15 protein-coding genes are annotated in these 20,121 nt (G+C 66.6%); 4 read left to right on the forward strand and 11 right to left on the reverse strand.

Annotated features, from left to right (window positions below; translation table 11 throughout):
* Nucleotides 1–34 precede the first annotated feature (34 nt).
* Nucleotides 35–1,732, reverse strand: a complete 1,698-nt coding sequence (gene acpA / locus AC3WP6_RS03415) for an acid phosphatase (protein WP_492626393.1) — start codon at nucleotides 1,730–1,732, stop codon at nucleotides 35–37.
* A 125-nt stretch (nucleotides 1,733–1,857) separates the two neighbouring features.
* On the opposite strand from acpA, the gene AC3WP6_RS03420 reads away from it, so the two are divergent.
* Nucleotides 1,858–2,781: a DMT family transporter gene (locus AC3WP6_RS03420; RefSeq protein ID WP_492626394.1), complete on the forward strand. Its 924-nt coding sequence runs from the start codon at nucleotides 1,858–1,860 to the stop codon at nucleotides 2,779–2,781.
* A gap of 50 nt (nucleotides 2,782–2,831) precedes the next feature.
* On the opposite strand, the gene AC3WP6_RS03425 is transcribed toward AC3WP6_RS03420, so the two are convergent.
* The 6 genes from AC3WP6_RS03425 to AC3WP6_RS03450 form a co-directional block, all read right to left on the reverse strand.
* Nucleotides 2,832–3,446 (reverse strand): hypothetical protein, encoded by a 615-nt coding sequence (locus tag AC3WP6_RS03425; protein ID WP_492626395.1) that lies wholly within the window; start codon nucleotides 3,444–3,446, stop codon nucleotides 2,832–2,834.
* Entirely contained in the window at nucleotides 3,446–3,712 is a 267-nt protein-coding gene (locus AC3WP6_RS03430) for a DUF2249 domain-containing protein (protein WP_492626396.1), read from the reverse strand. The genes AC3WP6_RS03425 and AC3WP6_RS03430 overlap by 1 nt, the downstream gene beginning before the upstream one ends.
* A gap of 246 nt (nucleotides 3,713–3,958) precedes the next feature.
* Nucleotides 3,959–4,711 carry a bifunctional demethylmenaquinone methyltransferase/2-methoxy-6-polyprenyl-1,4-benzoquinol methylase UbiE gene (ubiE, locus tag AC3WP6_RS03435; protein WP_492626397.1) on the reverse strand — a complete coding sequence of 251 codons (753 nt, stop codon included), beginning with the start codon at nucleotides 4,709–4,711 and terminating at the stop codon, nucleotides 3,959–3,961.
* Nucleotides 4,708–7,293: a glycerol-3-phosphate 1-O-acyltransferase PlsB gene (gene plsB, locus AC3WP6_RS03440; protein WP_492626398.1), complete on the reverse strand. Its 2,586-nt coding sequence runs from the start codon at nucleotides 7,291–7,293 to the stop codon at nucleotides 4,708–4,710. The genes ubiE and plsB overlap by 4 nt, the downstream gene beginning before the upstream one ends.
* Nucleotides 7,294–7,541: 248 nt before the next feature.
* Entirely contained in the window at nucleotides 7,542–8,417 is an 876-nt protein-coding gene (locus AC3WP6_RS03445; RefSeq protein WP_492626399.1) for a hypothetical protein, read from the reverse strand.
* 473 nt (nucleotides 8,418–8,890) lie between these two features.
* Entirely contained in the window at nucleotides 8,891–9,757 is an 867-nt protein-coding gene (locus AC3WP6_RS03450; protein ID WP_492626400.1) for a 5'-nucleotidase, lipoprotein e(P4) family, read from the reverse strand.
* Between the two features lie 130 nt (nucleotides 9,758–9,887).
* On the opposite strand from AC3WP6_RS03450, the gene AC3WP6_RS03455 reads away from it, so the two are divergent.
* Entirely contained in the window at nucleotides 9,888–10,916 is a 1,029-nt protein-coding gene (locus tag AC3WP6_RS03455) for an AI-2E family transporter (RefSeq protein ID WP_492626401.1), read from the forward strand.
* A gap of 61 nt (nucleotides 10,917–10,977) precedes the next feature.
* On the opposite strand, the gene AC3WP6_RS03460 is transcribed toward AC3WP6_RS03455, so the two are convergent.
* The 3 genes from AC3WP6_RS03460 to AC3WP6_RS03470 form a co-directional block, all read right to left on the reverse strand.
* Nucleotides 10,978–13,890, reverse strand: a complete 2,913-nt coding sequence (locus AC3WP6_RS03460) for a TonB-dependent receptor plug domain-containing protein (RefSeq protein ID WP_492626402.1) — start codon at nucleotides 13,888–13,890, stop codon at nucleotides 10,978–10,980.
* A 208-nt stretch (nucleotides 13,891–14,098) separates the two neighbouring features.
* Complete coding sequence (locus AC3WP6_RS03465; protein ID WP_492626403.1) at nucleotides 14,099–15,652, reverse strand: tetratricopeptide repeat-containing sulfotransferase family protein; 1,554 nt, start codon at nucleotides 15,650–15,652, stop codon at nucleotides 14,099–14,101.
* A gap of 229 nt (nucleotides 15,653–15,881) precedes the next feature.
* A complete protein-coding gene (locus AC3WP6_RS03470; protein ID WP_492626404.1) occupies nucleotides 15,882–17,861 on the reverse strand; it encodes a UvrD-helicase domain-containing protein in 1,980 nt (659 codons plus the stop codon).
* A 115-nt stretch (nucleotides 17,862–17,976) separates the two neighbouring features.
* Here AC3WP6_RS03470 and AC3WP6_RS03475 point away from each other — a divergent pair, with 115 nt between their 5' ends.
* Together AC3WP6_RS03475 and AC3WP6_RS03480 are read left to right on the forward strand one after the other, a co-directional pair.
* A complete protein-coding gene (locus AC3WP6_RS03475; RefSeq protein ID WP_492626405.1) occupies nucleotides 17,977–18,597 on the forward strand; it encodes a thymidine kinase in 621 nt (206 codons plus the stop codon).
* 211 nt (nucleotides 18,598–18,808) lie between these two features.
* On the forward strand, nucleotides 18,809–19,582 hold the full coding sequence (locus tag AC3WP6_RS03480) for a hypothetical protein (RefSeq protein ID WP_492626406.1): 774 nt from the start codon (nucleotides 18,809–18,811) through the stop codon (nucleotides 19,580–19,582).
* A gap of 108 nt (nucleotides 19,583–19,690) precedes the next feature.
* Here the strand turns inward: AC3WP6_RS03480 and AC3WP6_RS03485 are convergent, their stop codons facing one another.
* On the reverse strand, nucleotides 19,691–20,014 hold the full coding sequence (locus AC3WP6_RS03485) for a hypothetical protein (protein WP_492626407.1): 324 nt from the start codon (nucleotides 20,012–20,014) through the stop codon (nucleotides 19,691–19,693).
* Nucleotides 20,015–20,121 lie beyond the last annotated feature (107 nt).

Consider the following 20,121-nt stretch of genomic DNA (forward strand, 5'->3'; position numbering starts at 1 on the left):
GCATCTCGACCGGCCGCCAACCCGCATCAGGTGATCAGCTGAATTGCAGGGTTTCGGTGAGGTCGCCCGGCGCGTGGCCGGTGGCGGCGCGCATGGCGCGGTCGCGCAGCACGATGCCGGGCAGCGGCTTCAGGCCGAAGCGGCGGTTGATGAGGCGCTGGATCGAGCCGGTGTCGTACACCGTGTGTTCGACGTGCCCGCGCTTGGCGTGCGGCGACACCACCAGCGCCGGGATGCGCGTGCCCGGCCCCCAGCGGTCGCCCCTGGGCGGGGCCACGTGATCCCACCAGCCGCCGTTTTCATCGACGGTGATCACCAGGAGTGTGCGCGGCCACAGCGGGCTGGCCTTCAGCGCATCGACGACCTGCGCCAGGTGGCGGTCGCCGGCGTCCACGTCGGAATATCCGGCGTGCATGTTGAGGTCGCCTTGCGGCTTGTAGAAGGTGACCGCCGGCAGCGTGCCGGCGGCGATGTCCGCGAGCAGCTTGTTGGTGCGCGCGGTTTCGCCGTAGCCGCCGTCGCGCAGGTGCGCGCTGCGTGCGGCGGTGCCGGGAGCAAATGCCTGGAAGTAGTTCAGCGGCTGGTGGTGCACCTGGAAATTCGGGCTGACCGGGAACTCCGTGCTCAAACCTTCGTCGCCACGACCGTCGAGCGCGAGCTGCCAGGCGCCCGCGTACCACGCCCAGTCGATGCCTTTGGCGCTCAAGCGGTCGCCGATCGTGGCGTGTCCCTGCGGCGGCAGCGTGTTGTAGTCGTCGGCCTTGGCATAGCCCGGGCGGTTGGGGTCGGTGGTGAACGCGGGCGAATACGCGGGGCCCATGGTGTTCACCGCCCAGAAGTCCGGCGTGAGCGCACTCGGGCCGGCGTATTTCGGCTTGCCCTGCAGTGCGCTGGCCGGGGAATCGGCGGCAAGCCGGCGCACCGTGCCGGCCGGGTCGTCGCCCTCGAGCTGCACGATGTGCAGTTTGGCCGGGCTGCGGTCGGCGTGCGGGTAATAGGGCGGTTGCGCGGCCACCAGGTATTGGTGGTTCAGGAACGAGCCGCCGAACGCGCCCATGAAAAACCGGTCGCACAGCGTGTACTCGCGGGCGAGGTTCCACAGCCGCAGGTTGGCGGCGCTGTCGCCGTAATGTCCCATCACCAGCGCGCCGCTGTCGCCCCAGGCCACGAACCCGTCGTTGCGCCCGCCATTGATCTGACGCTGGTTCTCATAGAACGCATGGAGCAGATCGCGAGTGACCACGCCGTGCGGCAGCGGCAGGCCATCCGGCGTGGCGAGTGCAAACGGCGCGTTTGGCAGGCTGGGGATCGCGCCTTCGTCAATCTCGAACGTGCGGTGGTTCACCACCTGTTTGTGCGGCACCATCCCGCGCCAGATCGGCGGCAGATGCGCCAGCACGCTGCCGTCGCGGTCGCGTTGGCGGTACTGCTCGGGGGTGACAACGGAGAGTGGTGTGGCGAGGCCGGGGAAATCCGCAAACAGGTTGTTGAAGCTGCGGTTCTCGGCGTAGATCACCACGATGTGGTCGATGCGTTCGCGCAGCGCGGCGTCGAAGGCAGCGCCATCCGCTGCCGTGATCCCCGGCGCGGGAGCACACGCGGTGGCCTGCGCGGGGCCAACCGCCAGCGTGGCACCGGCCAGCGCGATCCCCCCGAGCAGGCGCCGGCGTGCGGGGTCGCTGGGGGTTTCGTCATCGGGTGCGGGCGGGGCAGGCGGCAGCTGGTCGGTCATGGCGGTTTCCGTGCGGCAGGCCGGCAGTATGCACTGCCACTGTTACAGATCTCGTCTGACGAAAGTACCGCCGAGACGGTGCGGCCTTTACCATAAGCACTCCCCGTCGTTGGATCTTCTCCCCCATGGGTACTTTGCAGCGCCTCGATGCTCGCGCGTTGGTGTGCATTGCGGTCGCGCTTTTGACCTGGTCGTCGTCGTATGCCGCCATTGCGTACGCTCTGGCGGCATTTACGCCGGGCGAAGTCGCGTTTGCGCGGCTCGCGGTTTCATCGCTGTGCTTCGCTGGCTTGATGGCGGCGACGCGCACGCCGTTGCCGCCGAGGCGTGACTGGCCGGCCTTGGCAGTGCTCGGCCTGCTTGGCCAGGGCCTGTACCAGCTGTGCCTCAACTGGGCGGAAACCCGCATTGCGAGCGGCACCGCAGCGATCCTTATCGCACTGGTGCCGGCGGCAACCGTGGTCACCGCGGCGCTGTGGCTGCGGGAGCGCCTGAGTGCGCGCGCCTGGCTTGGCCTCGGCGTTGCGCTGGCCGGAACCGTGCTGGTCGTGCTTGCCAGTGGCCGGCAGGTGGCGCTGGACCCGAAGGCGCTGCTGGTGCTGGTGTGCGTGGTGGTGACCGCGGTCTATTTCGTCGGCCAGAAACCGCTGTTTGCGCGCTCCAGCGCGCTTGGCGTGACGGCGGTGACGTTCTATGCCGGCACGCTCGGTTGCTTGCCGTTCGCCGGCGGCCTGCCGCACGCACTGGTCGACGCAAGCTGGGGCCAATTGTCCGCGCTGCTGTGGCTGGGCGTGGCGCCGGGGTTTGCCGGTTATTGGGCGTGGAACATCGCGATCCATCGTGCCAGCCCCGCACGTGTCGCCAGCTTCATCTACCTCTCGCCCCCGATGGCCGTCGTGATCGGCTGGCTGTGGCTGGGCGAACGGCCCGGGCTTGGCGTGCTGGTCGGCGGCGCAGTGGTGCTCGGCGGTGTCGCGCTGGCCAACACGCGGTCACGCACAGCGCGTGGTATCGCCACGGCCATGCCGGCGCACGACGCGCAGACATGAAAACGGCGGCCCGCGAAGGGTTTCGCAGGCCGCCGGACTCTCCCCGTAACTCAGTTCAACGCATGCACGCGCACGACGGCGGGGTCGTCGGCGTGATCGAGCAACAGGCGCCGCACGCGATCCTGCCAGGCGGCACCAAACGCCGTGCGCTGCTCCGGCGTCGCGTCCGGGTGGAATGCGGCGCCCATCAGTTCGCGCAGATGCGGTGCCGGCGGCACGCTGGACAGATCCAGCTCGACCGCAACGCTGGCGCCGGTGTCCTGGCGGGTGAAGCGGATCGCGCCGGTGTTCGGAGTGCGGGTGAAGTCGAGCATGCCTTGACGCACGAACTCGCCGCCGATGCCGTGGAAGCCGTTTTCGGCCGCGGCGCCGGTGACCAGCGTCAGCACTTGCGACATCACGCCGGTAACGCCTTCATCGGCGGGCGCCGGCATTTCGATGGTGATCGCGCCGCGCTCGGCCGGCTCGTCGCCATACAGCGCACGCAACGCCGCGCGGGCGATGAGCCAGGTACCGGCAACCGTCGGGCACGAGTGCCCCGCCAGCCGCACTGCATCGACGTAGTGGTATTCCATCAGGCCGTTTTCGGCGGCCCCGAGGAAATCGGCCAGCGGGTCATGCATGCGAATCGCCGGTGCCTGGTCGAAAAACGCTGGATGGTTCATCACTCCTCCGGAAGACCCTGGATACCGAAGTCGATCACCACCGCGTCGGCGTCGCGCTGGCGGTAGGTGACCGTGATGTTGTCGCCGAGGCGGTCGCGCAGCTGGGCGATCAGCGGGATCGGGTCATGATCATTGACGAACCGCATCGTCTCGCCGTTGCGCAGCGCGCCAATGGCGCCAAAGATCGCTGAGTGGCGGAAGCGGCGGGCAATGCCGCGTGCGTCGAAAAGATGCACGTTCTGCTCGGTGGTGACGTCGATGGTCATGTGGGTCGAGGCTCGTGGTGTGGAAGACGCTACACGCTACGCGGTATCGCCGTTTCGCCCACTGATCTGCGTCAGGGGGGGAAGGAGTGTTTCGCTTACGCCGATCATGCACGAAGCGGCTTTGGCGCAATGCGGAGCGCGAGGTCGGTCGCTGGTGAATAGACGTCCAAAACCATGGGGGCTTGGACCCGACATGAAGCAATCAGCGGTGTGGATGACGCGCCCGCGTGAACAAGAGCGAACGCGTCAGAATTTGTAGCCGCGGTGGATGGCGACGACGCCGTCGGTGAGGTTGCGCACGTCGACGCGGCCGAAGCCGGCGGTTTCCATCATGGTTTTCAGTGTGGCCTGATCCGGATGTTTGCGGATCGACTCGGCGAGGTACTGGTAGCTGCCGGCGTCGTGGGCGAATACGCGGCCGAGGCGCGGCAGCACCTGGAAGGAGTGGAAGTTGTAGAGCTTGCCGAACAACGGATGCTGCACTTTGGAAAACTCGAGGATCAGTGCCCGGCCGCCCGGTTTCAGCACGCGGCAGATATCGGCCAGCGCCATGTCTTTGTCGGTGACGTTGCGCAGGCCGAAGGCCATGGTCACGGCGTCGAACGAGTTGTCGGCGAACGGCAGGCATTCGGCGTTGAGCTGCGCCCAGCGCAGGCCGGCGACGAGGCCGCGGTCGGTCAGGCGGTCGCGGCCGACGCCGAGCATCGCGGCGTTGATGTCGCCGACGACGATTTCGCCGGTGTCGCCGACCACGGACTTGAGCAGGGCGGCGATGTCGCCGGTGCCGCCGGCGAGATCGAGCACACGGTCACCGCGGCGAATGCCGCTGGTGGCGACGAAGTGGCGCTTCCACAGGCGATGCACGCCGAAGCTCATCAGGTCGTTCATGAGGTCGTAGTTTTTCGCGACCGAGGTGAATACCTGGCCGACCAGCTTCTGCTTTTCGGCCATAGGCACGTTGCGGTAGCCGAAGTGGGTGGTGGCAGGCTGATCGTTCATGGCATGTGTTCCGGTGGCGGCAGCGGCAGGCTGCCTTGCGGGGAGGCTTCCGCAGGGGTGGGCGATGCGGGTTCTGGCGACGAGCCGTTGCCGTCCTTGTCGCCACCCGGCGTGATCTTGAGGATGGCGTGGCGCATCTCGCGCGAAAGAATGACGCGGGCGTCGCGCACCATGTCTTCCAGCGCGCGGTCGTAATCGAGCTTGCCATCCGCGTCGGTCCACACGATGTGGCGCTCGCGCAGCTTCTGGATGAAGCCGCGGAACAGCGCCTTGTCGAAAAACTCCGGTGCGGAAAGCTCGTTCAGCAGGGCGAGGCGCTGGGCGGTGAGGGTGCAGGTGGTTTCCAGCGCACCGGCGGAAAGCACGTGCGGGCCGTGTTTCACTAGCGCGGCAACGGCGATGTAGTAGCGCTCGAAGGCCTGGATCAGGCTGCGCGCGATGATCTTGAGCTGGAACGAGGCGTCATCCTGGCCGGGGCCGCGTTCCAGCATGCGGCCGTCGCCGGTGGCTTCGAGCAGGCCGCGGCGTACGAAGAAATCCATCGTCGCCTGCAGCTGCGCACTGAAGCCATCCGCGTCCCAGGCGAGAAACAGCTCGCCTTGCAGGAACGGATAGATGATGTGGCCCAGGCGTTGCACGGAGGAGCGCGACATGCGCCGGTTGTTGAGAAAACAGCAGGCGATCCACGCGGCGGCAGCCACCAGGTGCAGCACGTTGTTGCGGAAATAGCTGAGCAGCACCGCGTGTTCGGCCTCGACGTCGAGCACGTCGCCAAGCGGGTGCTTGATGCGGCGGATCCAGCCCATGTGCTCGCCGTGCGCAATGATGCCGGGCGGGTCCATCGGCGTCAGCGTGATGCGGTCGGAATAGGGCAGCTCCTGCAACAGCGACTTGGTCACTTCGAGCTGCGCCAGAAGGTCGGTTTCCGCCATCGCGTGCTTGGGAGTCGCCAGCAGCGTTAGCGCCAGGAGGTTGATCGGGTTGACGTCGGCCGCACGGTTGATGTTGATCTGGATCTTGTGCGCCAGCTGGTCGATGGCCGCGCTCATCCACTCCGGGCGCACCTCGGGCTCGTTGCCGGCGAGGCGCCAGTCGGCGCTGGCGGCATCCAGCAGCGGCGTGAGTTCGATCGGTTCGCCGAAGTTGATGGTGACGGTGCCGTAGCGCTTGCGCAGCACCTTGAGCCCCTTGAACAGGCCGAACAGGGATTCCCGCTCCTTGGCCTGACCGGACAGTTCGCCGGCGTAGTTCTTGCCTTCCATCAGCCGTTCGTAGCCGATGTACACCGGCTGGAACAGTACCGGCCGGCGTGGCGCGCGCAGGAATGCGCGCACCGTCATCACCAGCATGCCGGCGCGCGGCGCCAGGAGCCGCCCGGTGCGCGAACGCCCGCCTTCGATGAAGTACTCCATCGGCACGCCGCGGTCGATCAGCTTGGCCATGTATTCATTGAAGATGACCGAATACAAGGCGTTGCCCTTGAACGTGCGGCGCATGAAAAACGCGCCGCCGCGGCGCAGCAGCGGTCCGATCAGCGGCAGGTTCAGATTGATGCCGGCGGCGATGTGCGGCGGTACCACGCCGGACATGTGCAGCTGGTAGCTGAGCAGAAGGTAATCGGCGTGGCTGCGGTGGCAGGGCACGTACACCACTTCGTAGCCGGGCGCCGCCGCGCGCGCCTTGTCGAAGTGGTGCATGGCGATGCCGTCGTACAGCTTGTTCCAGAAATTGCGCAGCAGGAACGACACCGAACGCACCACCGGGTGCGAGTAGTCGGCGGCGATCTCCAGCATCATCTTGCGGGCGCGGCGCCATACCCGTGCTTCGCTGGTTTTCTCTTTCGCGGCGACAGCGCTGATCGCCGCGCGCACGGGTTCGGCGCGCAGCACGTCGTCGACCATGGTGCGCTTGTGCGAAAGATCCGGCCCGATCACCGCCGCGCGAATGCGCTGGAAGTGGGTGCGCAGCACGCGCGCCAGCTTGCGCGCAAGGCGCGGCGGCGGCAGCTCGCGCGACTCGGCCAGCACCGCGCGCAGCGACACCGGCTCGGAGAAGTGCACCACGGTGTCGCGCCCGTTCAGCAGCAGCGCCAGCATGCGGCGGAAACGCCCCACCATCACCCAGTTTTCAGAAAACAGCACGCTGAACCAGCCGGATTCCCGGTTGGGCGCGCGGCCGACGAAAATGGACACCGGCACGATCTGGATGTCGCGCTCACCGGCGCCTTTCAGTGCGTGCGTGAGCTGATCCACCGCCACGCCGAGTTTGCGGTGGCGCTTGCGCCCAAAGAGCCAGCCGTCGCGGCGCATCAGCGCAAACACGGAGCGCCGCCGGCGGGTACCGGCCAAGGGCTGCATCGGGCTGGGCAGGCCAGCCTCGCGGCAGGCGCGGTCGAGGATCAGCGCGTCGGAAAACCCGTCGCGCTCAATGACGTAGCACACCGGCGCGTCGGCCTTGAGCAGGCTGGCAGGCTCGGCAGGATCGCGGCGCAGACGCACCCAGGGTTGCAGCAATTGGCCGGCAAGCCCGAACCACCAAGGCGCGCGGCGATGGGATGAATCCGCAGGGGACATCGGTCGCATCCGTCTATTCTACCGGCTCACGGCGCCAACCATGCCCGCGCGTGTGGTGCCGCGGATGGGGGCTCTCCATCTCGTCGACAACTCGTTGTTTTTGCACAGTTGGTGCGGCGCGGAACCGGTTGACCGAATCGCCGCGCAGCACCCACTGCGCGGGAGCTTGTCGGGGCGGGCCCGACCCGCAAGCGCACCAGCGCCCCGCTCTCACGTCGCCGTGCTTTGCCGAATCCCGGATCCCGAATCCCGGCTCGTCAGAACGGTGCGTTGGCCACGGCAACGGGTGGCGGAGCGTGCCGCGCGGCAGCGAGCAGCGTGGCGCTGTACCAGCGCCCGTGTTCGCGCACCAGCTGGGTTTGCGTGGACAGCGGTTGATCCAGCAGGCGGTAATCGACCTTGACCACCGCGTGCGTGCCGTCGTTCGACACCACGCTCACGCGCGCCGAATCCAGCGCGGCATCCAGCGGCAGGCCGTACACCGCCAGCATGCGCTTGATCCCGCGGTAACCCACGTTGAGGCGCGCCATGGTGGCGTCGAAATTCGCGTCGCGCAGCGCCTCCGGGCTGCTCAGGTCAAGCTTGCGTGCAGTTGCCACCAGCACGCGGATGGCACGCTGCGCCGAGGCTTGATCGAACCATGGTGCCCGCGCCGCCCACGGCGTCAGTGCGTCGATCAGGCTGGCGGCCTCGGCCTTCTGCCCGGCATCCAGCCGCGGGGTTTGTTCCAGCCCGTTCTTGAGCACGGCGCCGCCGACCTTGATCATCACCGGCAACTGGTCGTGGTAACGCTGGTCCAGGTGGTCCAGTTGCGGCGCGAGTATCGCGTCCAGCGACCTCTCGGCGTTCGGCGCCGTCAGCTCATGCACGACGAGGTTGAAGCGCGCGCGGTCGGCGGCGCTGATCGGCGGCATGTCGGTGTGGTTGCGCCGCCAATCCACACGCAGCGTGGCGTAATCGCTGGCCGGCAGATTGTGCTTCCACAGGCCCTTGAAATCCCCGGCCTGCAGCAGGGCGATCGAACCGCGCACGGCGGCTTCCGGCGTACTGCCACCGACTTGCAGTGCCTCGTTGCCATGGCAGGCCGCGAGCAGCGGCAGGGCGAGCAGGCAGAGCAAATGATGCAGGCGCATGGGCGGGTTTCCGAAAAGGCCGAAGACGATTGCCGCACGGCAACTTGGCTGGTGAGGGTAAGCGGCGGCGCCGACGCGGACAAGCTCGCGCAACGGCAAGCGCAAGAAAAACCCCGCGGGCGCAAGCCTCACGGGGCAATCCGGCAGAGCCGGAAGGGAAATGGCCTTGCCTGCGGGAACCAGTGGTCAGCAACAGGAAGGCGTGGCCATGGTACGTGTATGTCGACGTTAAGGCAATGCCTTTAATTCCGCTTGCATGACATTGTTTCCCATGATTTTTTAGTGGTTATTCGTGAGTCGGGCTGAGGTTTAACCCACGGGAGCGACGGCGCTCGCCGCAGGTGGCTTTTCCAAATCCCCCGTATCGAATCCCGAATCCCAGCTCGTCGGACTGAAGCCCGGCCCACGGGGGCAACGAAGCTCGCCACAAGCTGCTTTCCCGAATCTCGAATCTCGTATCCCCAATCCCGGCCTCACTCGTACCGCAGCGAGTCCATGATCTGTACGCGGCGCTGCGCTGGCGATTGGTGCCAGTTGTTGTGGAACAAGGCGGGTTGCCACGAGCCGTAGGTGGGGTTGGGCAGCACGAACCAGCGGGTGCCAATCCAGTTCAGGTGGTCGGCGATGGCGGCGCGGCGCCCGGTTTCGGTGTTGTGCGCGATATCCACGAAATCGCCGAGCTGATCGCCGAATTGCATCAGCACCCGGTATTTGCGGCTGACCAACTGGCGTCGGCAGCCCTTGTCGGTGCCGTGCTGCATGCAGCCGGGTACCGCGGTGCCCAGACCGAGGAATGCGTCCGCGCCGGAGACCGGGAAGCCGAGCTTGCGCAGATTCGCCCGGGTAACGGTGTCGAGATCCTGCGGGCGGTTGGAAAGGTAGATCACCGCGATGCCGTGCGCGGCCGCGTATTGCGTGAAGGCCAGGGCGCCCGGCAATGCGCGTGCCTTCTCCTCCTTGCACCATGCGGCCCAGCTGGCCTCGTCGTACGTGCCGCCACTGCGCACCATTCGTGCCTGATACGGCGAGTTGTCGAGCACGGTCTCGTCGATGTCCAGCACCACGGCCGGCGGCAATCCGGCAGCCGGCGCGACGCGGTCGGCGGCAGTCAGCGCATCCCAGTGCGGGTCGTGCAGCGCGGCCAGCAGGCGTGCCTGCGCATCGCGGTAGGTTTGCACGTAGATCAGGTCGTGCTCGATCGCGGTTTGCGTCCACGCGACGGCATCGAGGTTGTCGTCGGCCGCGGTTGTCGCGCTTGGTGTCGCGTGCGGTGCGGACACCGATGCGCAGCCGGCAAGCAGCCATGACGCAACCAAGGCAAGCGACAGATGCACGCGCATGGCGACTCCGACCAAGACCCGACAATGCCGGCGAGTTTACGGTACGCCCGGCATGGCTCCAGCGTGGCCAGGGCTGGTCGCGGGCCGCGCCGGCTGACAGACTGGCGGCGTCCCCCATGCCGGAAACCGCATGAACATTTCTTTTTCGCCCGGTGCGCCCGGCACCGCGTTGCGTGGCGTGAGTTATCTCCTCGCCGCGTTGGCGCTGTGGCTCGCGCTGCGCCTGCACCTGTTGTCGGCATTGCTTGCGGGGTTGCTGGTTTACGAGCTCGTGCAGACGGCGGTGCCGCTGCTTGGGCGACGGATTTCCGGCGACCGTGCGCGGCTCGTGGTGGTGGCCATGTTCGGCGCCATCGTGGTCGGGCTGATCGTGCTGTTGATCTTCGGCATCATCACGTTTTTCCGCAGTGAGCTGGGCAACCCCGAACTCCTGTGGAACCAGCAACTGATGCCGCTGGTGGACAAGGCCCGTGCGCAATTGCCGGCCGTGCTGGTCGATTCGCTGCCCGACAGCGTGGACGACCTGCGCCAAGGCGTGACCGAGCTGGCGCGCAAGCATGCCGTCACGCTGCAGCTGGCCGGCAAGGAGACGGTGCGCGCGTTCGTCCATATCGTGATTGGTCTCGTGCTCGGCGCCGTCGTGGCGCTCAGCCATACCCGGGCCGTGCGTCGGAAGGGCCCCCTGGCGGTGGCGCTACGTGCGCGCTGCGAACACCTGGCCCGCGCGTTCCATGACATCGTGTTTGCGCAGATCAAGATTTCGCTGGTGAACACCGTGCTCACCGCGATCTTTTTGCTCGGCATGATGCCGCTGGCCGGCTATCACGTGCCGCTGTCGAAAACGCTGGTGGTGGTCACCTTCATCGTCGGTTTGCTGCCGGTGGTGGGCAACCTCATTTCCAACACCGCGATCGCCGTCGCCGCACTTTCGGTTTCCTTCGGCGTCGGCATCGCCGCGCTGGTGTTCCTGGTCGTCATCCACAAGCTCGAATACTTCCTCAACGCCCGCATCGTCGGCTCGCAAATCCACGCCCGCGCGTGGGAGCTCCTGGTGGCCATGCTGCTGCTCGAAGCCGCCTTCGGCCTGCCCGGCGTTGTCGCCGCCCCGATCTACTACGCCTGGCTCAAGGGCGAGCTGGAAACCGCGCGGCTCATCTGATTGCGGTACAAAAAAGCCGGGGCTTGCGCCCCGGCTCTCAGGTGAAGTCTGTGGCGAGGCCTCAGAACTTCTGGGTGTAACGCAGGTAGAAGTAACGGTCGATGTCCAGCGCCGGGTCGTAGGACGTGGCGCTGCTGTTGCCCACCGAGTACGTGATCGGGCGATCCTTGCCGAACACGTTGTTGATGCCGACCTGCACGCTGCCATTCCACGGCGTGTTGTAGCGGAACTGCATGTCGTGGAACACGATCGCGCCCTTGCGGTTGGCGCCCACGCCCCAGTTCTTGCCCTCGTAGTTCGGCTGGTTGCATTCCACGTCGGATTCCCAGCACCAGTCGCGGAACGCGCCGTAGTAACGCAAGCTCCAGGTGGCGCCGAAGTCGCCCATGCCCCAGTCGAGGCCGGCATTGGCACGCCAGCGCGGCAGGCTCCAGGTGCCGGCGCTGCCGACCACGTCCGCGTCGGCGGTGCTCTGCGTGTCGTAGGCGGTCAGGTAGTTCGCGTCGAGGTTGAGGCTGAAGCGGCCGTAGCCGAACTCCGGCAGGCGGTAGTGCGCGCCGAAATCCCAGCCCTCGGTCGACAACATGCCCATGTTGATGTTGCCGCGGTTGAGGCCGACCACCTGGCCGGTCCCCGGGTCACGACCGAACTGACTGCAGTACGTCGCCGAGTCGGCGAGGTAGCACTGGTTCAGCACGTAGTTGGCGCTGATGCCGGTGATCACGTTGGTGATCTTGATCTTGTACCAGTCGGCGCTGGCGTCGAAGCCCGGCAGCCATTCGGGGCTGTAGACGATGCCGGCGGTCTTGCTGGTCGAGTGCTCCGGCGTGAGGTCGGCGTTGCCGACGCCCGCGTTGAAGGCCGTGGTGCTCTGCGTGTTCGGCGCGGAGATCGGCAGGCCGGTGGTCGACAACTGGCGGAAATTCGCCGGCAGCCCCTGAGCCGCGCACTTCGCGGCCACGCCTGGGTCGGTGGCGGCCGCGCCGAAGCGGGTGTCGCAGGGGTCGGTGTAGTAGTCGAACGATTGCGAACCGCCACCCGACACGTCGTCCAGCGTCGGCGCGCGGAAGCCCTTGGCGTAGGTGCCGCGCACCATCAGGTCAACCAGCGGCTTCCACTGGAAGCTGTACTTGTTGTTGGTGGTGCTGCCGAAATTGCTGTAGTTCGAGTAGCGGCTGGCGATATCGACCGACAGCGATTGTGCGCCCGGCAGATCCTTCAGCAGCGGCACGTTGACCTCGATGTAGGCCTCGTTGGTGTTGTAACGGCCAAACGTGTTGCCGCCGGCGAGATCGGTCGTTTTGCCCGAGGCCACCAGCTGGTCGAGGATGTCGTAGCCGGTGATCTTGCGGTGCTCGAACCCGGCCGCGAATGCCAGCTCGCCGGCCGGCAGGTCGACGATGCCGCCGGTGATGTTGGCGGTGTAGTCGGTCGACACGCTCTGCAGCGAGCCCTGGCTCAGGCTGTTGACGTACTTGAGCGCCTCCGGCGTCGAGGCGGAAGGGCCGCCAAGGATGTTGAACGGCGTGCACAGCGTGGTGGGGATCGGCGCGGTCGGCGTGCCGCACTGGACGACGCCGGCGCCGTTGAGGAACGACGGTCCCAACGCCTGCTTCATGTTGGACAGGTTCAAGTTGCCCGAGCCGTAGTCCACTGATTCGTACTTGTTGTAGTTGACGCCGACGTCCCAGTTCCACAGGTGGTCGTTCACGGTGAACGAGCCTTCAAACCCGCCATCGAGGTGGAAGGACTTGACGTTGTTGCGGGTGATGCGCGGCAACTCGATGACGCGCCGGTAGAAGAACAGCGGGGTGCCCGGCTCCGGGTTGTAGTAGCTGTTCGGGTCGATGTAGACCGGGTTGGTCGCCTGGGTCAGGCTGTTGAGCGGGTAGCCGGCGATCTGGCGCGTGTTGTCGCGCTCGGCATACATGCCGGTCGCCTTGAAGGTGACGTACTGGCTGATGTCGTAGCGGCCGGCGGTGAAGATCGACTTCAACTGGTTGGCGCCGCCCAGGTTCATCTGCAACGACGGATCGTACAGGTCGTCGACGGTCAGGCCGTTGTGGTAGTTGGCCGGGTTACGCGAATCGGCACCGACACCGACGCCGTCCCAGGAGCCGGTGTGGTTGAGCACCTTCGACGTACCGGTTGCGCTGCCGAGCGAACTGACGTGGCGATAGCGGCCCCACGGACCGGTACCGCTCAAGCCGTCCTCGATGTGGTTCGGGCCATAGGTGAAACTGGTCTCGTAGCGCTTGCTCGCCCAGATCGCGTTTTCCTTGGTGTAGTTGGCACCGAAGATCAGCGAGCTCTTGTCGTCGCTGGTGCCCATGGTGAACGAGTACGCGTTGCGGTTGCCGTCGCCTGCTTCGTTCTGGCCGTAGTACGCCGAGGCTTCGGCGCCGGAGTAGCGATCCTTGAGCACGATGTTGATCACGCCCGCGATGGCGTCCGAACCGTAGATTGCCGAGGCGCCGTCCTTCAGCACGTCGATGTGGTCGATCAGCGCGGCGGGAATCGTCGACATGTCGGTGAAGCCGGCAAGGCTGGAGGCCCAGCGTTTGCCGTTGACCAGCACCAGGGTGCGCTGCTCGCCGAGGTTGCGGATGTTGACGTACTGGCCGCCTTGCTCCGGGTTGGAAGTGAGCACGGACGCCTTGCTGAAGGTCTGCGCACCGGCCACCGTCAGGTTGGACAGGATGTCGCCGACGCTGATGAGGCCCGTTTTCTGGATATCGGCCTGGGTCATCGTGAACACCGGTTGTTCGGTTTCCACGTCGACGCTGCGGATGCGTGTACCGGTCACGGTGACGGTCTGCAGCGTCTTGGCCTTTTGGGCACTGGGTTGCTCGTTGGTGTTGCTGGACTGCGCGCTGCCGGTGTCCTGGGCGAAGGCGATGCCGGTGGCGGCGAGTGCGCCCACGGTCAAGGCGAGGCGTACGGCCGTCGTCAATGGGTGATTGAACAGTTTCATGGTGACTCCCCTACGTAGTGGACTGCAGCGGTCGTTGTGGGTCTCCCTCCGCGGGTATTCGCAACGTCCTTGTGTCAGGTATTGCGCCTGACACGCATGTGACCGCCGCATGACCATAACGAAAGTTCTAACGCACAGTCAACGCGCGAATAACATTTGTGTCGTAAGAGGTTACGCCACGCCGGGTGCTGGCGCAGGCGCTGTCTGGCTAGGCGGCAGCGATGGGCTGCCGACCCTCGTGGCCGGCCATCAGCTGGCGCAGGTCGCGCAGCTGGGCTTCATAGTGGCGCCAGTGGCCGGGCGGGCTGAGGGCGTCGGGTTGGGGGGCGGGGCGGGGCGTGAGACAGGCGGGGTGCCAGGGCAGGTCGCAAAACGCCAGCAGTTGGCGAGTGGCGGCCTCGGAGCCGGTCTGTAGCGATTCGTAGGGAATTTCGAGGATGCGGCCCGGCAGGCAGCGCTGCCAGTGCGCAAGAAGTTGCTCGGTTTCGATCAGGTATCTGCCGGTGTCGAGCAGGTCGAAGCTGTAGTCGTGCCAGCGTGGTTCGAGGTCGAACAGGTGGCGAAAGTTGTCGAGGCAGGTGTCCAGTGCGTTGCGGCGCAGGTAAATGAATTTGGCATGCGGCAGGGCGCGCGCAATGAAGCCCACATAGAGCAGGTTGCTTGGCAGTTTGTCGATGTGTCGCGTGGTTTCGCCGGTGGCGGCGTGCACGCGGGCAAGGTAGTCGCGGCCAAGGTGCGCCCAGTCGATGTGGGCGATGCGCCGGGCAATGTCCGGCTCGACGAGCAGCGGGCGTTGGCCACCCGCGGCGCGTTGCAGTTGCAGCGGAAAATGCGGCAGGGTGCCGATGCTGCGCAGGTCGGGGTGGGCGGCCAGGATGCGGCCGGCAAGACCGATGCCGCTGCACGGCATGCCGACGAGGAAGATGGGCGACGGGCCGTCGGCCTGGCTGTCCGCAGGGACGGCACCAACCGGACAGGCGCGCACGATGGCCTCGAACATGGCCTTGTCGCGGGCAAAGGCGTAGCTGCGCTGGCGGCGGGCGGCGGCTTTGCCGCGGGCGTAGTGGTCGAACGCGCGCGGATAGTCGGCCAGGTCTTCAAACGCCTTGCCGAGCGCCATGTTGAGCAGGATCTGCGCGGCCGGTTCGCTGACGTTCGCGGCGAGCCGGCCCTGCAGGGCGGCGATACGGTTGTGCGCTGCTGTCTGTGTGCGCACGCGGGCCAGTGCAAGCCAAGCGTTCCACTCGTCGGGGGCCAGCCTCACGCAGGTTTCCAGCTCGTGTTCAGCGCCGTCGATATCGCCCAACGCGATCAGCGCGCGGGCAAGGTTGTAATGCGCCAGCGGGCGGTTGGGCTGCAGGGTGGTGACGCGGCGGAAGGCGCTGGCCGCTTGCACCAGAGCCTGCGCCTGCGCGTACACCGCGCCCAGGGTGTCGAAGGTGAGGGCGTCGTCGGGCGCCAGGGTCATGGCACGGTCGGCGACCAGTCGGGCGTCGCGCGTGCGCCGCGCCAATGCCAGCGCCTTGGCGTACTGCGCCAGGTAATCGGCGCGACGCGGTTCGAGATGGGTGGCTTCTTTCAGCAGCGACAGCGCGTTGCCCAGCGAGCCCACTTGCATGGCGGCAACGCCGCCCATGAACAGCAGACGGGTGTCGCCCGGCGCCAGCGCAAGCAGCTGCGTGGTGCGTTGTTGCACCCGCGGCCAGTCGTTCTGATTGAAGGCGGCAACGAGCTTGGCAAAAGCCCGGGTCGAGTCGATCACCTGTGTTCCCCTGTGGCCGGTGCGGCGATCACCCGGCGCTACGCCGCACACTGAAAGGCATTTGCGCGCGAGCGTCAACCGCCGTCGTTCGGAGCGCGCGCCATGCCTGCCCATCGCTGGCTACGCAGCGCATGCAAAAACGGGACGGGTGGCCGCGTCGGTGCGCCGTCGTTTCGCGCGGCGCGCGGCTACCTGGGCGTTCCGTGGAGTTCGCAACCTTTGGAAGTATTTACGGCCCTGCCAGCATGGCGCGGATACGGGCCATGTGGGATTGGGCGGTTTCGCGCGTGGTGGCCTGGTCGGCTTCGGGGTCTTTGCCCTGCCAGTGCAGGTCGGCCTGTGGCAGCTCGGCAAGAAAGCGGCTGGGCTGGTTGGCCACGATCTCGCCGTAGTGCCGGCTCTTGGCGGCCCATGACAAGGTGAGCAGTTCCTTGGCGCGGGTGATGCCGACGTACATCAGGCGCCGCTCTTCATCCAGCCGGCCTTCGTCCAGTGCGCCTTCGCTGGGCAGCGCGCCCTCTTCGCAGCCGGCGATGAACACGAAACGAAACTCCAGCCCTTTTGCCGCGTGCAGGGTCATCAGCCGCACCGCATTGCCCGGGTCGTCGCGGTCGGCGTGGGACAGCAGCGCGAGCTGGGCGGCGAGGTCGCCGGCGCTGGCGCCTTTTTGCATGGCGCGAAACCAGTCGGCCAGTTCATTGAGGTTGCCGAGCTTGCGCTCGCGCACCGCCGGGTCGGGCGTGGCGGCGACGAGTTGGGCCACGTAGCCGGTACGGCGGATGACGCGTTCCACCAGCTCGGCGGCGCTCTCGTGCAGGGATGCGCTACGCAGCTCGTCGAGCAGTTCGGAGAAGGCCGCCAGCCCGTTCGCGGCGCGCGCGGGCAACTGGCGCAGCACGGCGTCGCTGCGCGTGGCTTCCAGCAGCGAGCAGTGCTTCGACTGCGCCAGCTGGCCGAGTTTTTCCTTGGTGGTGTCGCCGATTTCCCGGCGCGGCTTGTTCACCACGCGCAGAAACGCCGCGTCGTCGCTGGGGTTGGTCAGCAGGCGCAGGTAGCACAGGATGTCTTTCACCTCGTCGCGGTCGAGAAACGACAGCGCGCCGGAGAGGTGATACGGCACGCGTGCCAGGCGCAGGGCTTTTTCCAGCGGACGCGCCTTGAAGTTGTTGCGGTAGAGGATCGCGATGTCGTTCCAGCGTGCCTTGTACTTTTCGGCAAGGGTGGCCGCGATGGCGGCGATTTTCTCCGCCTCGTGGTCGGCGTCCTTGCATTCGAGCACGCGGATCGGTGCGCCCTCGGGGTGTTCGCTCCAGAGTTTCTTTTCGTGGCTGTGCGGGTTGTGCGCGATCAGCGCGTTGGCCGCGCGCAGGATGCGTTTGCCGCAGCGGTAATTCTGCTCCAGCTTGATCACGCGCAGGTTCGGCCAGTCGCGGCCGAGGCGGTCGATGTTTTCCGGATTGGCGCCGCGCCAGGCGTAGATCGACTGGTCGTCGTCGCCCACGCAGGTGAGGCCGCCGCGTTCGCCGGCCAGCACTTTCAGCAGGCGGTACTGCGCGTCGTTGGTGTCCTGGTATTCGTCCACCAGCAGGTAACGCAGGCGTTCGCGCCAGGCATCGCGGCAGGCGTCGTCGGTTTCCAGCAGCTGCAGCGGCAAGCGGATCAGGTCGTCGAAATCCACCGCGTTGAACGTGGCCAGGCGCGCCTGGTACATCTCGTACAGGGCGGCCGCTTCCAGCTCTTTCGGACTGCGCGCGGCGGCGAGTGCCTCGGCGGGAGAAAGACCATTGCCTTTGGCTGCGCTTACCAGGTGCCGGATGCCGGCGAGCACGTCGGGCTTGGCGCCCTTGGGCGCGAGCTCCTTGATGAGGCTGTCGCTGTCGCTGGCATCGAACACCGAAAAGCCGCGCCGCAGATCGGCGCGCGCATGCTCGATCTGCAGAAACTTCAGGCCCAGCGCGTGGAACGTGCACACCGTGAGCGCGGCCGCGTCCTCGCTGGTGACCAGCTTGCCGACGCGCTCGCGCATTTCGCGCGCGGCCTTGTTGGTGAAGGTGATGGCGGCGATCTTGCCGGCAGCCAGTTTGCGGCGCTGGATCAGCCAGGCGATTTTCTGGGTGATGACGCTGGTCTTGCCCGAACCGGCGCCGGCCAACACCAGGAGAGGGGTGTCGCAGTGTTCGACGGCGGTTTGTTGTTGCGGGTTGAGCATGAACGACGTGCGGGGCAAAACGAGGCTGGATGGTAACAGAGCGCCTGCGCCCGCTGAGCGGCGGGCACCGCGTTTGACGCGTTACCATGCAGGCCTGCCTTTGCTGCCGTCCATCATGGCCAAGCTCTATTTCTATTATTCGGCGATGAATGCCGGCAAGACCACGACGCTCCTGCAGAGCGCGTACAACTATCACGAGCGCGGCATGCGCACGTTGATCCTCAGCCCGGCGCTGGACAACCGTTACGGCGCGGGCATGGTCGCTTCGCGCATCGGGCTCAAGGCCAATGCGCACCGCTTCGGTGCCGCAGAAGACCTGCAGGCACTGGTGGCCGCCGATATTGCCGCGCACGGGAAGCTGAGCTGCGTGTTTGTGGACGAGGCGCAGTTCCTGCACAAATCTCAGGTGTGGCAGCTCACCGACGTGGTGGACGTTTTGCACATCCCGGTGCTGGCCTATGGCTTGCGCACGGATTTTCGCGGCGAGCTGTTCGAGGGCAGTGGCTACCTGCTGGCGTGGGCGGATGAGCTGGTGGAGATCAAGACCATCTGCCACACCGGGCACAAGGCGACCATGGTGGTGCGTGTTGATGCACAGGGCTGCGCTGTCACCGCTGGCCCACAGGTGGAGATTGGCGGCAACGACCGCTACGTTTCGGTAAGCCGTGCCGAGTTCAAGCGAATCACCGAAGGCCACGGTCGGGTTGAACTGCAGCAGACCGTGTTGCCGCCCTGAAAACCCGCGCCCCGCGGGTTTTCAAATAGGTAAAGGGCTCCTGCTCTCGGCAACACCGGCGGTCGCCCCGGCCGGCGCGAAACCGCCGGGCATGTCACGTGGCGTTGCCTTTATCGCCGGCGATGAGGTCCGGGCACCTCCACGACGCGTCCTCGCGCATGCCCTAACCTGCCCCATTCGTATACCCCCAGAACCCCACAGGCTGCCTTCGATGACCGACACCACATCCGCTCCCGCCTGGCCGCGCCCCTACTGGCAAGGCAGCGCCGGGCAAACCGCCTTGCTGCAGTTCTACGTGTTCGGGCAGTTTGCGCGCGAGCTGGTGATACCCGCGCCGCGCTACGCCAGCTCCGGCTTGCCGGCCGGGGTCGAGCTCAAGCGGTTCCAGAACCTCGCGTTGCGCCAGTGGGACGGCTACCCGCTGGCCGGTGCACTGGGCGAGCTGTTGCGCGATGACGCGCCGGAAGCATTCGAAACCGCACGCACCGCGCCGGATGCGCTCGTGGTGCGCGGCGAGCTGGCTGATGGCGCCAGCCTGGATTACCTGCGCGACACGCTTGGCGTGCTCGCCGTCTTGCTCGACATCGGTGGCCGGGTGGTACTCGATCCGCAGATTTTCGGCCTGTTCGATGCGTCGGCCTGGCGCGAGCGTTATCTGGTGGCGGACGGTGCGCCGCCGCGCAGCCACGTGCTGATTGCGCGCACGCTGGCAGACGACGGCGTGCACGCGCACGTCCACACCCGCGGCATGCGCAAATTCGCCCGCCCCGACATCAGCCTGCGCGACGTGCCACCCACCGAGCTCGACCGCGCCGGCGTGCTGTGCGAAAAGCTGGTGGAAATGGAAGCCTTCGGCGCGTGCTTCGTTGCCGGCCAGGAGCTCGACGTCGATGGTCTCGCCGCCCCGCTGACCGCCGCGCCCGGCGGCAGCCTCGACGACCCCGCGTTCAACAATTTCCACGTGGCCTTTCGCTGGCCGGCGTGACGCCGTCAGTTCACTGGCCGCGGTCGGGTTCCGGCTTGGGCAGCGACTGCAATGGGCCGATCTCGACGTGGCCGGTTTCCGCCCGCGCCTGCTCCCACACCACGTCTTTCAGCCTGGCGTACTCGGCTGCCGACCACAACGCCGGCGCGTAGTAATCCTCTCCGCGTATCGGCGTACCGCCGGCGTGCCGTCGCCGTTCCAGTACATCGTCGCCAGCATTGCCTGCGAGGGCTTGTCCGCATAGCTTGCCGCCTTGCGCAGCGGGTTCAGCGCCGCGGCCTTGTCGCCGCTTTCATAGGCGCGGATCGCAAGCTTGCGATAGCGCAGGTCGGGGTGGGTGGCCATGATGTGCGGGTGGCCGAGCAGAGTGATCTGCACGCCGTTGCTGGCGTCCTGGGCGATGGCCTCTTCGGGGTCGCACGCAAGGGTCATGGCCAGCGCGACGGCGAGGAGGTGGCACGGTCGAGTCGTGTGGCAGGCTCCGGCAGTCGCTGAGTCGCGACGGCCCGAGGTTGCCCGCTTGCCGCACCCGCCGCAAG

This window comes from Rhodanobacter sp. FW106-HT46G03, assembly GCF_058789895.1.